This window comes from Paracandidimonas soli, assembly GCF_004342005.1.
Lineage (GTDB): Bacteria > Pseudomonadota > Gammaproteobacteria > Burkholderiales > Burkholderiaceae_B > Paracandidimonas > Paracandidimonas soli.
This window is the reverse complement of sequence record NZ_SMBX01000005.1, coordinates 136,399-150,912: the sequence shown is the minus strand read 5'-3', so window position 1 is coordinate 150,912 and position 14,514 is coordinate 136,399. Positions and strand designations below refer to the sequence as shown.

The following is a 14,514-nucleotide window of genomic DNA, read 5'->3' as shown; positions in this document are numbered from 1 at the left end:
CCAGCGGCAAAACTCAATCGGCGGGAAAAATGGGAGGCGATTCCGCCTGGGCTTCATAATACGCGTAATGGCCGGGGCCCAGTTCCTTGGCCTTGTACATGGCCATGTCGGCATGGCGAAGCAATTCGTCAGCATCTTCGCCATGCACAGGATAGAGCGCCACTCCCACGCTGGCCGACAGCTTGGCGGTATTCCCGCCCAGCAACGGGAAAGGCTCGGCCAGACACTCCTGCAGGTTAGTGCAGATGCGATCGACGATCAGGCGCTCTCCCAGTTCGCCCAGCACAATGGTGAACTCGTCTCCACCCAGGCGCGCCACCAGGTCGGTTTCACGCACGCAGCGCTGCAGGCGCCTGGCCACCTGCTGCAACAAATCGTCGCCCACTTCGTGGCCATAAGAGTCGTTGACCTGCTTGAAAAGGTCGAGATCCAGGAAGATCAGCGCCAGCGAATGCGCCTTGCGATGCGCGCGCACGATTTCACTGCGCAGATGGTGCATGAACAGGTGCCGGTTCGCCAGACCGGTCAGATCGTCGTAGTTGGCCTGGCGCCACAGCAGTTGCTCGGACTCTTTGCGCTTGGTGATGTCCGAGAACACGCCGATGTGGCAAATGACGGATCCGTCGTCATGGAAAGCCGTATCGATCACCAGCCGCTGTGCATATTCGTCGCCGTTCTTGCGCCGGTTCCAGATTTCTCCTTTCCAGCGGCCTTTCTCGCGGATGGCGCTCCACATGGAACGATAGAACTCGGCATCGTGCTTTCCGGAGCCGAGGAAGCCCATGTTCTTCCCCAGCGCCTCGTCGCGTTCGTAGCCGGTGATTTTCGTGAACGCCGGGTTCACATCACGCACAAGGCCGTTTTCATCCGTAATCACCATGGCCTCGCTGCTGCTCTGATAGGCGAGAAATGCCAGGCGCTGCGTCATGAGCTGGCGATTGCGGTCCGTCATGTCGCGCACCACGCCCATGATCGCCCGACGGCCATCCAGTTCCATGCGGATCAGGAGCAGCTCGGCCTCGATACCGCTGCCGTCCCGCCGCCGCAGCATGCATTCGTAGCGCAGGCTGCGTGCATCATCGTCGTCCGCCTTGTTCGGAATGCCCGCCGTGCGATCCTTCGCCAGGCTGAAGATGTCCGCAACCACACTCCGGGACCCCGTCAGATCTGCCGGCTCGTATCCCAGCATGCCGGCCAGCACGGCATTCGCATACTGGAACATGCCATCCTGGAAGATGTAGACGCCGGCAACCGTATTATCCGCGATGCCGCTGAACATGGCTTCGGCGCGCGCCAGATGGCGCTGCTTGCTAGTCAGGCTGGAGACCAGGGCGCCGATCCGGTCGGCCGAATGGTTGAACGCATCGACGACTTCTCCGATCTCGTCGTTCGAAGCGTGCAGCAGCCTCACCTGGCAATTGCCCGACGCCAGCTCATGGCAGCCGGCAGCCAGTTCGCGCAACGGTGTCACGACCTGGCTGCGCATCCATGCATAGGCGGCAATCAGCACGATCACATCGAACAGCAGCAGGAGATACATGTGGTCGAGGGTGCGCTTCTGCTCGCTCTCGGCGCTGGCCACGATATGATCCAGCAGGCTTGCAGACGTGCGCAGCACCTGGCCCGCATCGCGCCGCAGGCCGTCATGCCAGGCCGCCATGCCGGCGGCGTCCGTGGCAATTGATACGGCGCCATCCAGCACCGGCTGGATATTCGTCTTGATGACGTCCCACTCTTCGTTCAATTGAATCAGATGCGGGATCAGGACATCGCTCAAAGGCTGGATTCTGATGCCATATACCACCCCGCCATTGAGCAATGCCCCGGAAGCCTGGTCGAACTCTTTCATGACCTCCAGGACGATACGCCGTCCGGCGTCGCCGGCAAACGGCAGCGACATGGCTTCGAACGCCGTTTTCTGGCTGAGCATGCGCAGCTTGCCCGACACATTGACCGTAGCGCCGATGTCGTGAAACTGCTCCATCATGGAGCGCACCATCAATACATTGGAAACGGCCAGGGCGAGTATCAGGCCAAGCAGCGCCATTGCCTTGCGACCAACACTGAAACGTCGCTGCCTGCGTGGTGATGGCGTCGATCTGGATGTCATGGCGTAGAAGACCCGAGAAAGTCGTGCCGAGCTTCCCGCACGCCCATACTCAGGCCAATGAAAGGGGAAGCAGCGCCCGCCCTTGATGCGGCAGGACCAAACTGGAAATGGCTGTGGAAACCGCGCACGGCATCGCGACGATGGTAAGCAGTTATTTTACTATATTGTCATATTTTATTTCAAATGTAATCAACATTGGCCATGACAAAATATTCCACAAATCTCCAATCCAAAAAAATATCAATCCGAAGTTGACACGCTATTTTTTCTTGTGCATAATCTCGTTTCTTCACTTGTTGAAGCCGGTTTTGGGGGTATAGCTCAGCTGGGAGAGCGCTTGCATGGCATGCAAGAGGTCAGCGGTTCGATCCCGCTTACCTCCACCAAAAAAACCGACGCGCACATAAGTGCAGAAAATCGTGCTAGAATGCACGGCTTGTCCAAAGTCCCCTTCGTCTAGAGGCCTAGGACACCACCCTTTCACGGTGGGTACAGGGGTTCGAATCCCCTAGGGGACGCCAGTATCCTGGCATGGCAAAAATACCGCTGCGGAGCGGTAGTTCAGTTGGTTAGAATACCGGCCTGTCACGCCGGGGGTCGCGGGTTCGAGTCCCGTCCGCTCCGCCAAAGAATCTGAAGGGCCAGCACTGAAAAGTGCTGGCCCTTTTCTCATTCCAGCCACGCATCTCGACCGCCTGATCAAGCGCCAGGATCGCGATGATCCCAGACACTCATCGTCCGGACCGCGCTCGCCCTCGAGAAAATTGGGTATCCTGTCATCCCGCATCCAATAAACAATAAACGACATGGACTACCTCCCGCAACTGCTCACGCTTTCGGGGATCATCCTGCTGGCCTGCGCCAGCCCCGGCCCGGACTTCGTGGCGGTCACTTCCCATGCGCTCCATGACAGGCGGGCAGGCATGTTCGTAGGGCTAGGCATCGCCTGCGCCGTCATCTTGTGGGCCGCCCTGGCCATCCTCGGCTTCGGCCTGCTCATCAAGGAAATGTTCTGGCTTTATGAAACCATCCGCGTCGCGGGCGCCGTCTACCTCAGCTACCTGGGAATCCGCATGCTGGCCTCGGCCCTTAAAAAATGCCCCCACGCTGCGCCTTCGGCTTGCAGCCACCCAAGGGGGCGCTTTTTGCCTAGGGAGCGGCCCGGCGGCAAAAAAACGCCTTCCGAAGGAGACATCGTCCGGGCATCCGCCGCAAGCGCGGGACAAGCCTGGCGGCGCGGCCTGCTGGTGGGACTGACCAACCCCAAGACCGCTACGTTCTTCGCCACCCTGTTCGTGACCCTGCTGCCAGCCGGGGCGCCTGCCTGGGTCTACATCTCCGTTGTAGGGCTGACTGGCGCAATCACAGGCATATGGCTTGGCCTGCTGGCCGCCTTCTTTTCGGTGAAGGGAGTGCAATCCGTCTATATGCGCATCCGCCGGCCCGTCGATGCGCTGATGGGCGCTGCCTTGCTCGGCCTTGGCATGCGAATGGCCGCCAGCCGCTGATATACCGGCGGATCGACGGCAGCCGCCAACGCAACAAAGCACGCAAGAAGCAACGATCCGGCACCAGACTCTCCTCTGGCACTGATGCAGCCCACGCACGAATCGTGAACGACAATGCAATAGCCTCGAACAATATCTTGGCGCAGAATCGGAAACCGGTTGCACACAGTTTGCAGTTCAAAAATGGAACAGGAGACAAGAATGTCGAAGATCATCCGGTTACTGTCGGTTGCCGCTATCGCGGGAATCTATTCCTCCTCGGCGCCAGCGGAACCCATCGTCCTGAAAGACATGGGTTCTTTTCACATCGGCGGAAAAATCTTCAAGATAGAGGGCCAGCCGGTCGAAACCGTCAAATTCACCCCCAATGGCGTGCCCGCCAAGATCGACCCCAACGGGGAATATGCGATAGAACAGATGTACGTCCAGTACTTTATTCCGCAGGATCAAAAAGGCGCGCTACCCCTGCTCCTGTGGCATGGAGGCGGCCTGACGGGCGTCACATACGAGACCACGCCGGACGGCAGGGAGGGCTGGCTCAACTATTTCCTGCGCAAGGGATGGCCGGTATACAACTCCGATGCCGTCGAGCGGGGCCGTGCAGGATGGCCCGCGACGACGCCATCTCCCTGGATGGGCAAGCCGGTGCTGGTTACTGCGGCGAATGCCTATGAAAGATTCCGCATCGGCGGCGACAAGTCCTGGAACGACGACCCGGAGAAACGCAAGCTTCTGCCGGGCAATCAGTTCCCCGCCGATTCCATAGAACAGTTTGCCAAGCAGTTCTCGCCACGCTGGACCACGACGGACGAACCCGTCATGCAGGCATACCTGCAGCTTGTGGACAAAGTATGCCCTTGCGTTTTGCTGGTCCACAGCCAGTCCGGCAAGTTCGGCTTCCAGGCCGCGCAGATGCGCCCCGACAAAATCAAGGCGCTTGTCGCCGTCGAGCCCGCCGCGGTAGGAAACGACCAGGATGTAGCGATGCTGAAAGACGTGCCGACGCTGATGGTCTATGGGGACTATATCGAACAGGATTCGCGCTGGCCCAAGATCCGCGCGACCGGGGCGCAGTTCGCCGAAGCAATTCGCAAGGCGGGCGGGAAAGTCGACGAAGTCGACCTGCCCAAAGTCGGCATCAAGGGCAACTCGCATATGGTCATGATGGATAGAAACAATATGCAGGTTGCCGATCTGATCAATAACTGGCTGGGCGAACAGGGGCTATATCGATAACGACTGCGGGAAGGTGACCCCGCATCAGCGCATTGCGGGCTTCAACACATAGCCGCCCTGCAAAGGCAGGCGTATGGACACCAGCGCGGCGATGATCAGCAGGACGCCTGTACTGCCGAAGGCGATCCAGTGGGTGCCGAAGCGCTCATAGGCCCAGCCGCCCAGCCATGAACTGATCATGCCGCCCACCTGGTGCCCCAGGTAGGCCCAGCCGTACAGCACGCCCACCAGACGCACACCGTAGATATCGGCCAGGATGGCCGAAGAGAGCGCGACGCTGCCGGCCCATACAATGCCGCCGATCACGGCGACGGTATATAGCTGGGCCGGAGTGGCCACTATCAGCAGCCCGAAGAAACCCAGCCCCCGGATGAAGTAGATGAGGGCCAGCAGATTGCGCCGGGGCATCCGGTCGGACATGCGGCCCAGCACCAGCGAACTGAAAATGGCGGTAAAGCCGATGAGACCGATGCCGAAGGCCGCCACCAGGCTTTCATAGCCGTGGTCGACCAGCATGGGGACGCCGTGGATGCCCAGCAGGTTCATGCTGTAGCCGCAGGCGAACAGTCCCAGGACCACCTTCCAGAACGGAGCGCTGTGCAGCGCGTCCGCCACGCACAGCGAGGAAGACGCCGCCGCGCTGGCCGGGCGGCGGCCACCGGGATCCGGCGTCGGCAAGGCATCCGCGCCTTCGGGCACGTCTTCCCGCATCACCCACAGCGCCAGGGGGATCGTGATGACCGTCAGCAATATGCCATAGGCGATCAGCGTCGTGCGCCAGCCCCAGGTCTCGATCAGCCAGCCCAGCGCCGGCGTCAGCACGGCGATGCCCGCCATGGAGCCCGTGGAAAGAAAGAACAGGGCCGCGCCCCGCTGCCGCGTGAACCAGCGGGCGATCACGGGGGTGAAGGTCACGGGACTGATGAATGCCAGCCCAAGCGACAGGAGAATGCCGAAGGACAGCAGGAAGCCGATAGGACCGGTCGCCACTACCGCTCCGCCCAGCGCGACATCAATGAACAGCACGCCCAGCAACAGCACATGGCGGGTGCCCCACGAGTTCACCAGTTGCCCGACGATCGGCATGCCCAGGCCATAGCACAGCATGCCGATGGCCACGATGCCGGCCAGCAGGCTGCGGCTGAAGCCGAGGTCCTGGGAAATGGGCAGGAAGAAGGGGCCGATGCCCATGCGCAGACCCACTGTCAGCAATGTGAGGACAGTCGCAGCCGCGACGATGTTCCAGCCGAAATACCAACGTCCCGCGCGGGCCATGCGTGTCTCCAGTGTTGCTCTATGCGCTCGTCATGCGTGCAACCCGGAATCGCAGCAGCACGATCCCATGGATGATACCACCGCGGACTAGGGCCTGATCGCCATCGCCTTCAGCGCGGACCTGCCGCCCAGCACTTGGCTGCCATCCTGCTTGCGCACTTCGGTTTCCAGCACCAGGATCTGCTTGCCTGGCTTCTTCTCGACGACACGCACGGAAACTTCCAGCGTGTCGCCGATGAAGACCGGCCCCATGAATTTCAGCTCCTGGCCCACGTACACGAAACCGGGGCCCGTCAGCAAGGTATGCGCCGTCGACACCAGCGCCCCGGTGAACAGCCCATGCACCACCCGCTGGCCGAACGGCGTGCGGCGAGCGAACGCCGTATCCATATGCAAGGGGTTCAGGTCCCCGCTGAGATGCCCGAAGGCGTCCACATCCGCTTCCGGCACTTCACGGCGCAAGCGATATTCCTGGCCGACATCCAGGTCATCGAGACCACGAATTGCATAATCCTGGGCCTGCGTCATGCCGTCTCTCCTTTTTTCACCGCCCCGCTGGACAGCAGGCGTTCGATATCTGCCTCGGCATAGCCCGCCTCGCGCAGGACTTCGACCGAATGCTCTCCGATCTCCGGCGGCAGGCGCCGCAATCCGGGCGGCTGGCCGTCATAGCGGACCGGATGCGCCAGAACGCGCACTTCGCCTGCCTTGGGATGCTCCATGCTCAATACAACCTTGTTGTGCCTGACCTGGGGATCCTCGACCACCTGTGCATAATCATTGACCGGCGCAAACCAGATCTCATGCTCGTCGAAGACTTTCATCCAGTCTTCCGTCGTGCGGCGAAGCAGCGCCTCGCAAGTCAGGGCATGCACTTCGGAACGCCGCTTGACCTGGTCGCCCGCGGCGAATTCGGCAAAGCGCGGCTCATCCAGCGCCACCGCCAGTTTTTCCACGGGAGTCAGCGAAACGGCAATCCAGCCGTCCCGGGTCTGGTAGACGCCATAGGGAGCCGGGTGAAAGCGGCTGCCCGTCGCGGGCTCCATCCGGTCCCACAGGGGTCCGTTGTTCATGTAGTAGCAGAACGGCTCGATCTGCAGGTCGAGGGCGGCATTGAGCAGGTTGCTCTCCACATAGCGCCCCTTGCCGGTGCGCACGCGCTCGAACAGGGCACCGAGCACGCCGAAGGCCGCCAGCACCGCCGCATGCTGGTCGACGATGGCCGAGCCCACGGGCGTGGGGGGCGCATCGGCGCCGCCCGACAGATAGGCCATGCCGCTCATCGCCTGCAGCAGCAGGTCCTGTCCCGGCCGCTTGACGTAGGGGCCGCTGGAGCCATAGCCTGTGCATGAGCAATAGACCAGGCCCGGGTTCGACGCCTTCAGCGTTTCGTAGCCCAGGCCCAGGCGGTCCATGACGCCGGGCCGGTAATTCTCGATGATGACGTCGGCTTCGCTGGCCAGCTTGCGGGCCACGGCCAGGCCGTCCTCATGCCGCAGGTTCAGGCTCAGGCTGCGCTGGTTGCGGTTGGCCAGCATGAAGAACACGCTCTGCCCGTTCAGGAAGGCATCCTTGCCCGCCCAGCTGCGCTCCCAGGCTCCCTGGGCCGGCTCCACCTTGACGACGTCCGCGCCCAGATCGGCCAGCATCTGCACTGCGGAAGGCCCTTGCAGGAAATGTGTGAAACTCAGAACTTTGATACCGGAAAGCATAAGTACCTCAGGATTGCGACAAGACGTGCCGCGCAATGATCATCCGCTGGATCTCGGAAGTTCCCTCCACGATCTCCAGAACCTTGGCATCGCCGAAGGCGCGCGCCACGGGGTATTCGCCCATGATGCCGTAGCCTCCGTGAATCTGGATGGCCTGATGCGCGGCCTGCATGGCCTGCTCGGTGGCGAACAGCTTGGCCATCGACGCCTGCACATCGAAGCCCTCCCCCGCATCCTTGCGGGCCGCCGCATCGTGCAGCATCAGGCGCGCGGCGTGGGCGGCCACCGCCATGTCCGACAGCTTGAACTGCAAGGCCTGAAATTGCGACAAGGGGCCGCCGAAGGCCTGGCGCTCATTCATATAGCGCTCGGAGCGCTCCAGCGAGCCTTGCAGAATGCCTAGCGCCAGCGAACCGATGAGGATGCGGCCGGTACTGATCTGGGCCAATGTCTGGCGCAGTCCCGCGCCGCGCTCGCCCAGCAAGTTGGCCTCGGGGACGCGGCACCCCTGGAAGGAGAGCTCATGGGTGCTGGAGGCGCGCCAGCCTATCTTGTTCAGCTTGCGGCCCAGTGTGAAACCCGGCGTATCGGTAGGCACGATGAAGTTGGAGATTTCCTTGCGCCCATCGGGCCGCTTGCCGGTCACCGCGGCGATCACGACCAGATTGTTGTGCCGCACGCCGGTGTTGCTGATGAAGATCTTCGAACCATTGATTTCCCACTGGCCATCGCGCAGGACAGCCGTGGTCTGGATATTGCCGGCATCCGATCCCGCATTCGGCTCGGACAGCCCGATGGCGCCGATATGCGATCCATCCAGAATGGGGCGCAGCCACCGCTCGTTCTGCGCATCCGTGCCATAGCGCGACAGCAGGCTGGCGACCGTGGAGTTGGCCATCAACGAATTGGCAATGGCGCAGTCGACGCGAGCCAATTCCTCCAGCACGATTACATAGGACAGCCAGTCGCCACCGCCGCCGCCCCAGCGCTCGGGATAAGGCAGTCCGCTGAAGCCCAGCTCCCCGCATTGCCGCCAGACTTCATAAGGGAAGCCCTGCTCTTCCCACAACTGTTCCGATACCGGGGCAATCTCGGCTTCCGCAAAGCGGCGCACGGCGTCCCGAATACTGTCGTACTGGCTGTCCGCCGATATGCTATTGCCTATGAAACACTTCATGTCACCATCATCCTTGTCGATTCATATTTTCTGTATGGCAGTCGCCTGTCGGCGGCTGTGCAATCCTACTTGCGCTTCGCCGCGCGGCGAAGCAGGAAATCCTGCAGGCCCGAGCGCGCATGCGGCATGCCGAAGTTGCTGGCATACAGCGCCGCCTCGAATTCCATGCCGCTATGCAAGGGCAGCTCCGCGGCGCGGTTCAATGCCGTCTTGGCCAGTCCCAGCGCCAGGGCAGGATGCGCACTGATGCGCTGCACAAAGCTGTCCGTCGCCGAACGCAGTTCCGCGTGCGCCGCCAGACTATGGATGAACCCGTAATCCATGCATTGCCGCGCACTGCGATGCTCGCCGGACAGGACCATGTCCTTGGCGCGCGCCAGGCCCATTTTCATGACGGCCAATTGCGTTCCGCCCCAGCCCGGCATCGTGGCCAGCGTGATTTCCGGGAAACCGAATACCGCCTGCTCCGAAGCCACGATGAAATCGCAAGCCAGCGCCAGTTCAAACCCTCCGCCCAGCGCATAGCCATTGACCATGGCGACCGTGGGCTTCATCGACTCGTGCAGCGCCTGGACCACTTTCTGCCCCATGCGCATGTCCTGGTGCGCCTGGGCCACATCCATGCCTGCCAGGCGCTCCACGTCGTTGCCGGCGGCAAAGGCTCGCTCGCCCGCCCCCGTCAGCACGATGACTGATACCTGCTCATCCGCCTGCGCCTGCTCCAGAGCTTGCGCCAGCATTCCCATCATCTCCGGCGTCAGCGCATTGAGCCGCTCGGGCCGGTTCAGCGTCAGCCACAGGACCGGCCCCGCCCTCTCCTGCAACAAGACATCGTTGGCGCCGCTCATTACAGAACCTTCAGATAGGTCTTGCCTTCCGCCACCAACTCGCCATTCTGATTGCACACGGTTGCGCGGAAGATGCAGGTATTGCGGTCCTCTTCCTTCTCGATCAGTTCGAGTTTGGCAGTCACGGTATCACCCAGGTAGACCGGTGCCTTGAAAGTCACGTCATAGCGATAAGAGACTGCCCCCGGCGACGGCGCCTTGGCGGCCATGTGTCCCATGACTGTGGCCAGGAACCCGACCGACAGGGCGCCCTGTGCGATACGTTTGCCGAAGCGGGTTCCCTTGGCATACTCCTCATCCAGATGCACGCCATACATATCGCCAACGATGCCGGCAAAACCGTAAACATCGTATTCAGAGACCGTCTTGGAGAACTGACTGCCGTCGCCTATGGCGTAGCAGTCCATATGCGGACGCTTGGCCATTACTTCGCCTCCTGTACGGCCTTATACAGCGCTTCGCCATCGGGAATCTGCTTCAGCAGCGACTGCACCACCCCGCGGGTCGACTCGCGCAATGTGTCCAGGTCGGAGTCCACCACAGTCACACCTTCCGCCTTCATCCGCGCGATGGAGCCATCATAGGATTTCTTATAGTAGTCCCGGGCATAGGCCAGCGCATCGTCGGCCGACTCCTGCAGGATTTTCTGCTGCTCGGGCGAGAGTTTGTCCCAGCGGGACTTCGATATGATGAGCAGCGCCGGCAGGTAGTGCACGCGCGTAATGTTGTAGAACTTGGAGACCTCCAGGAACTTGTCCATCACGAACTGGTCCGGCGAGGTGTCGCCGCCATCGACCACGCCTTGCTGCAGCGCCAGATAAAGGTCGCCGTAAGCCATTGGCGTGGGCAGCGCGCCCAGCGCCTCGTAGGCGGAGACGTAGCCCGGAGACTGCATGACGCGCAGCTTCATACCTTTCATGTCCGGCTGACCATTGATGGGCCGCGAAGAAAACACATTGCGCTCCATTGCGGACAGGAAGCCCAGCCCCACCAGGTTGTACTTGGGCAGCATATCCATGAACTGCCGGCCGACAGGGCCTGTCAACACCTTGTTGGCCTGACTCAGGTCATCGAAAAGATAAGGCACATCGAAAAGGCTGTACTCCCTGACGGTGTTGACCATTGGCGCCTGCGCGGTGATAAACATGTCCAACGCACCAGCGCGCGCCGCCTGGATCATCTTCACCTCGCCCCCCAATTGCGATTGCGGGAAGAGATTGATCTTCATCTCGCCGTTCGAGCGCTCGGCCACTTTCTCCGCGAGCTGCTGTCCTGCTATCTGGTAATGGCTGTCCGGAGCCAGCGTATGGCCCAGATTGAGAGTAACGCCTTGAGCGGCGCCAGCGCCGACCGACAAGGCAATGGCCGACAATGTCGTAAGTATTGCTTTCTTCATTTCCATGATCTCCATATCTATTTATGTGTGTGCTTCAGGGAGCCTCGGGGGCGCAAGTCTGGAACGGCCTGCTTCTGCTTACCTGAACCAAGTGGTCAGGAACGGGATATAGCTGATGACGATCACATTCATGAGCAGCACCAGCAGGAAAGGCACGAGCGGACGTATGATCTGCTCCAGGCGGATATTGGCCACCTGGCAGGCCACGAACAGGTTCACGCCCACGGGAGGGGTCACCATTCCCACGGCCAGGTTGATCACCATGACGGCGCCGAAGTGGACCGGATCGATGCCGAACTGGATGGCCGCGGGAGCCAGGATCGGCGCCAGGATGATGATGGCGGCCAGCGTCTCCATGAACATGCCCAGCAGGAACAGGGCGATGTTGACCAGCAACAGGAACACTACGGGGCTGTCCGAAATTCCTGTCAGGAAGGCTCCCAGCTTGTGCGGCACCTGATTGACCGTGAGCACGTAGGCGAAGATGGCCGCGAAACCGACGATCATCAGAATGATGGCCGACGTCACCGCGGACCGCCCGAAAATTTCCGGCAGGTCGCGCAAGCGAAGCTGCTTGTAGGCGAACTTGCCCACCAGCAATGCGTACAGTACGGCCACCACAGCGGCTTCCGTCGTCGTGAACAACCCGCTGTAGATGCCGCCCAGGATCAACACAGGCATCAGCAGGGCCAGCGATGCATCGGCCAGCGTGCGCATGACCTCCCGGCGCCATTGGCGCAACGTGATGCGGGTCACCGGATCGAAACCCTTCAAGCGCGCCATTAACCAGACCAGTCCTATGAGCGAGCAGGAGATGAGGATCCCCGGCAGGATGCCGGCCAGGAACAGCGCAGCCACCGACACATTGGCCGATAGGGCGTAAATGATCATCGGCACCGAAGGCGGCAGGATGACGCCCAGTTCGCCCGACGATGCCAGCACGGCAGCGGCGAAGGGACGCGGATAGCCCTTCTTTTCCATGGCGGGAATCAGGATCGAGCCAATCGCCGCAGTGGTCGCAGACGATGACCCCGACATGGTGGAAAAGAACATCGAGCTGAGCACCACGACCGCACCCAGGCCGCCCTTGATCCAGCCCATGATGGCGTTGGCCAGGTTGACCAGACGCTGCGCCATGCCGCCCGAATACATCAGGCTACCGGCCAGAATGAAGAAAGGCACGGCCATCAGGCTGAAGGAGTCAAGCGCCTCGTAGACGCTTTGCGCCATCAGGACCAGCGGCACGCCGTTGAACTGCAGCGCCAGCACAGCGGAGAAACCCAGGGCTATGGCGATGGGCACGCTCAATACCAGCAGGCCCGCGAAAGAAAGCATCAATACCCAGATCATTGTTGCTGCTCCTTGGCCTGCTCCAGCGCAGTTTCCATTTCATCGTCCACGTTCGCGTGGCGGATGTCCCTTCCGGTCAGACGCACTTCCAGCACCAGGGCGGCCGTATTCAGGATCAGCAGCATCGCGCCGCACAGCATGGCCGTGTTCACAACGGCCAGCGGCACCTGCATGACCGGCGAAGTTTGCGACTGGCCGAACTCCAGCCATTGCCAGCCCACCCAGCAGAGAAGGATGTAGAAGGCGACCGACACCACATGCGAGACATACTTCACGCTCCGGCCCAGCCAGGCCGGCAGCACCAGCATCAAAGCCTCCACGCCGATCAGCTTGCCCGTGCGGGAGGCGACCCCCGCACCGATGAACACGGTCCAGATCATCAGATAGCGGGACACTTCTTCCGTCCATGGCGCCGACACCCTCATGGACAGATGACTGAAGATGAACCGGATCAGGATGCCGACCGTGACCGAAACCACCATGGCGATCATTGCCAGCCCGCACAGCTTGACGAGCCAGCCATTCAAACGATCCATGGACCGGATGAACCAGTGAGAGGGACGTCTCTCTCCATTATTTGCCAGAGCATTCAAGGCTCTTTCCTCCTATCAATCATTCTTTTCATCAGGAGACGCTCAGCCGATACCGCTCGCGATATCCCACGCGGGAACCGGTCGCATCATGCCGTCTTCAATTTGCCGCGCCGCGCCAGGTTGTACAACAGCGACCGGATACCGAACGTCCACGGCTCTATGGCAGTGGACAACTGCACCTCATTAATCAGAGCCCCCAGGCTGGGGGTGAAAATCGTGACGATATCGCCCAGATGATGGGTAAACCCCTGTCCCGGCCCGTTGCGGTCCTGGCTGGGCGAGAACATCGTACCCAGGAACAGCATGAAGCCGTCCGGATACTGGTGATGCGCTCCGCACGCCTGGCTTACCAGATCTTCGGGATCGCGGCTGATCTGGCTCATATGACTGCTGGCATTGAGCTCGAAGCCGTCGTCTCCCTTGATATTCAGCCTGACCTCCGCGCTGCGGACCGTATCCATGGTGAACGTTTCATCGAACAGGCGGATGAAAGGCCCGATGGCGCACGAGCCGTTGTTGTCCTTGGCACGCCCCAGCAGCAAGGCGCTGCGCCCTTCGATATCGCGCAGGTTCACGTCATTGCCCAGCGTGGCGCCCACCGCGCGCCCCGTGCTCGCCACCGCCAGCACGATTTCAGGCTCGGGGTTGTTCCACTGCGAATCGGGATGCAGGCCCACGGGGCAGCCGAAGCCCACTGACGACAGCACCGGCGCCTTGCTGAAGATTTCGGCGTCGGGGCCGATGCCGACTTCCAGGTATTGAGACCATTCATTGCGGCGGATCAGTTCCTGCTTCAGGCGCTCGGCTTCGGGCGAGCCCGGCTTGATCGCCACCAGATCCACGCCCACCACATCTCTCAAGCCGTTGCGGATCTCATGGGCGCGCTCGGGATTGCCGCCTGCCCGCTCTTCGATCATGCGTTCCAGCAGGCTGATCGTGAACGTCACGCCCGAAGCCTTGACCACCTGCAGATCGCAGGGAGCCAGCAGGCGCACGGCGCCTTCGCCGGCGGGCCCGCCATTTGCACTCTTCAGGGCCGCTTCCACCACAGGCTCGACCCGCCCCAGCGGCTCGCCCTGGACATGGCGCGCAAATTCCACGACGTCCGGCCTGTCCAGCAGGTCGGACACAGTCGGCGCATGCGCCGTGACATCGAACAATTCGCCACCTCGCACGATCACGACGGCGGGACCTGGTTCAGGCGTCTGGCGCCAGACCCGGCCCACCAGCACAGCGCGGGACAAATCATGGGGAAGGCAGGAAACAGATGCAGCAGTCATTGCAACAGCCATGTAGGTGAAAGACGAGC

Annotated in this window: 13 protein-coding genes and 3 tRNA genes; 5 read left to right on the top strand and 11 right to left on the bottom strand. The window is 61.5% G+C overall.

Annotated features, from left to right (window positions below; all coding sequences use genetic code 11):
* Positions 1 to 13: 13 nt before the first annotated feature.
* Positions 14 to 2,110 (bottom strand): diguanylate cyclase domain-containing protein, encoded by a 2,097-nt coding sequence (locus EV686_RS11630; protein ID WP_132477108.1) that lies wholly within the window; start codon positions 2,108 to 2,110, stop codon positions 14 to 16.
* Between the two features lie 310 nt (positions 2,111 to 2,420).
* On the opposite strand from EV686_RS11630, the gene EV686_RS11625 reads away from it, so the two are divergent.
* The 5 genes from EV686_RS11625 to EV686_RS11605 all read left to right on the top strand — a co-directional run bounded on the left by EV686_RS11625 (position 2,421) and on the right by EV686_RS11605 (position 4,854).
* A tRNA-Ala gene (locus tag EV686_RS11625) sits at positions 2,421 to 2,496 on the top strand.
* A 59-nt stretch (positions 2,497 to 2,555) separates the two neighbouring features.
* Positions 2,556 to 2,631: transfer RNA gene (locus EV686_RS11620), tRNA-Glu, on the top strand.
* Between the two features lie 29 nt (positions 2,632 to 2,660).
* Positions 2,661 to 2,737: transfer RNA gene (locus EV686_RS11615), tRNA-Asp, on the top strand.
* 179 nt (positions 2,738 to 2,916) lie between these two features.
* A complete protein-coding gene (locus EV686_RS11610; RefSeq protein WP_132477107.1) occupies positions 2,917 to 3,618 on the top strand; it encodes a LysE family translocator in 702 nt (233 codons plus the stop codon).
* Between the two features lie 201 nt (positions 3,619 to 3,819).
* On the top strand, positions 3,820 to 4,854 hold the full coding sequence (locus EV686_RS11605; RefSeq protein ID WP_132477106.1) for an alpha/beta hydrolase: 1,035 nt from the start codon (positions 3,820 to 3,822) through the stop codon (positions 4,852 to 4,854).
* 24 nt (positions 4,855 to 4,878) lie between these two features.
* On the opposite strand, the gene EV686_RS11600 is transcribed toward EV686_RS11605, so the two are convergent.
* The 10 genes from EV686_RS11600 to EV686_RS11555 form a co-directional block, all read right to left on the bottom strand.
* Entirely contained in the window at positions 4,879 to 6,129 is a 1,251-nt protein-coding gene (locus EV686_RS11600; RefSeq protein WP_132477105.1) for an MFS transporter, read from the bottom strand.
* Positions 6,130 to 6,216: 87 nt separating this feature from the next.
* A complete protein-coding gene (locus EV686_RS11595; RefSeq protein WP_132477104.1) occupies positions 6,217 to 6,657 on the bottom strand; it encodes a MaoC family dehydratase in 441 nt (146 codons plus the stop codon).
* A complete protein-coding gene (locus tag EV686_RS11590; RefSeq protein ID WP_132477103.1) occupies positions 6,654 to 7,841 on the bottom strand; it encodes a CaiB/BaiF CoA transferase family protein in 1,188 nt (395 codons plus the stop codon). The genes EV686_RS11595 and EV686_RS11590 overlap by 4 nt, the downstream gene beginning before the upstream one ends.
* A gap of 7 nt (positions 7,842 to 7,848) precedes the next feature.
* Positions 7,849 to 9,018: an acyl-CoA dehydrogenase family protein gene (locus EV686_RS11585; RefSeq protein ID WP_132477102.1), complete on the bottom strand. Its 1,170-nt coding sequence runs from the start codon at positions 9,016 to 9,018 to the stop codon at positions 7,849 to 7,851.
* A gap of 65 nt (positions 9,019 to 9,083) precedes the next feature.
* On the bottom strand, positions 9,084 to 9,866 hold the full coding sequence (locus EV686_RS11580) for an enoyl-CoA hydratase/isomerase family protein (protein WP_132477101.1): 783 nt from the start codon (positions 9,864 to 9,866) through the stop codon (positions 9,084 to 9,086).
* Positions 9,866 to 10,291 (bottom strand): MaoC family dehydratase, encoded by a 426-nt coding sequence (locus tag EV686_RS11575; protein WP_243650865.1) that lies wholly within the window; start codon positions 10,289 to 10,291, stop codon positions 9,866 to 9,868. Before EV686_RS11575 ends, EV686_RS11580 begins: the two co-directional genes overlap by 1 nt.
* Positions 10,291 to 11,262 (bottom strand): TRAP transporter substrate-binding protein, encoded by a 972-nt coding sequence (locus tag EV686_RS11570; RefSeq protein WP_243650864.1) that lies wholly within the window; start codon positions 11,260 to 11,262, stop codon positions 10,291 to 10,293. Before EV686_RS11570 ends, EV686_RS11575 begins: the two co-directional genes overlap by 1 nt.
* Before the next feature lie 78 nt (positions 11,263 to 11,340).
* Positions 11,341 to 12,597 carry a TRAP transporter large permease gene (locus tag EV686_RS11565; RefSeq protein WP_132477220.1) on the bottom strand — a complete coding sequence of 419 codons (1,257 nt, stop codon included), beginning with the start codon at positions 12,595 to 12,597 and terminating at the stop codon, positions 11,341 to 11,343.
* Between the two features lie 11 nt (positions 12,598 to 12,608).
* Positions 12,609 to 13,148 (bottom strand): TRAP transporter small permease, encoded by a 540-nt coding sequence (locus EV686_RS11560; RefSeq protein WP_132477099.1) that lies wholly within the window; start codon positions 13,146 to 13,148, stop codon positions 12,609 to 12,611.
* Between the two features lie 143 nt (positions 13,149 to 13,291).
* A complete protein-coding gene (locus EV686_RS11555) occupies positions 13,292 to 14,485 on the bottom strand; it encodes a fumarylacetoacetate hydrolase family protein (RefSeq protein ID WP_132477098.1) in 1,194 nt (397 codons plus the stop codon).
* Positions 14,486 to 14,514 lie beyond the last annotated feature (29 nt).

What these genes read in the sequence shown, in the direction of transcription:
- EV686_RS11630 (WP_132477108.1), bottom strand. Translation starts at nt 2,110, where the DNA reads ATGACATCCAGATCGACGCCATCACCACGCAGGCAGCGACGTTTCAGT.
- EV686_RS11610 (WP_132477107.1), top strand. Translation starts at nt 2,917, where the DNA reads ATGGACTACCTCCCGCAACTGCTCACGCTTTCGGGGATCATCCTGCTG.
- EV686_RS11605 (WP_132477106.1), top strand. Translation starts at nt 3,820, where the DNA reads ATGTCGAAGATCATCCGGTTACTGTCGGTTGCCGCTATCGCGGGAATC.
- EV686_RS11600 (WP_132477105.1), bottom strand. Translation starts at nt 6,129, where the DNA reads ATGGCCCGCGCGGGACGTTGGTATTTCGGCTGGAACATCGTCGCGGCT.
- EV686_RS11595 (WP_132477104.1), bottom strand. Translation starts at nt 6,657, where the DNA reads ATGACGCAGGCCCAGGATTATGCAATTCGTGGTCTCGATGACCTGGAT.
- EV686_RS11590 (WP_132477103.1), bottom strand. Translation starts at nt 7,841, where the DNA reads ATGCTTTCCGGTATCAAAGTTCTGAGTTTCACACATTTCCTGCAAGGG.
- EV686_RS11585 (WP_132477102.1), bottom strand. Translation starts at nt 9,018, where the DNA reads ATGAAGTGTTTCATAGGCAATAGCATATCGGCGGACAGCCAGTACGAC.
- EV686_RS11580 (WP_132477101.1), bottom strand. Translation starts at nt 9,866, where the DNA reads ATGAGCGGCGCCAACGATGTCTTGTTGCAGGAGAGGGCGGGGCCGGTC.
- EV686_RS11575 (WP_243650865.1), bottom strand. Translation starts at nt 10,291, where the DNA reads ATGGCCAAGCGTCCGCATATGGACTGCTACGCCATAGGCGACGGCAGT.
- EV686_RS11570 (WP_243650864.1), bottom strand. Translation starts at nt 11,262, where the DNA reads ATGAAGAAAGCAATACTTACGACATTGTCGGCCATTGCCTTGTCGGTC.
- EV686_RS11565 (WP_132477220.1), bottom strand. Translation starts at nt 12,597, where the DNA reads ATGCTTTCTTTCGCGGGCCTGCTGGTATTGAGCGTGCCCATCGCCATA.
- EV686_RS11560 (WP_132477099.1), bottom strand. Translation starts at nt 13,148, where the DNA reads ATGGATCGTTTGAATGGCTGGCTCGTCAAGCTGTGCGGGCTGGCAATG.
- EV686_RS11555 (WP_132477098.1), bottom strand. Translation starts at nt 14,485, where the DNA reads ATGACTGCTGCATCTGTTTCCTGCCTTCCCCATGATTTGTCCCGCGCT.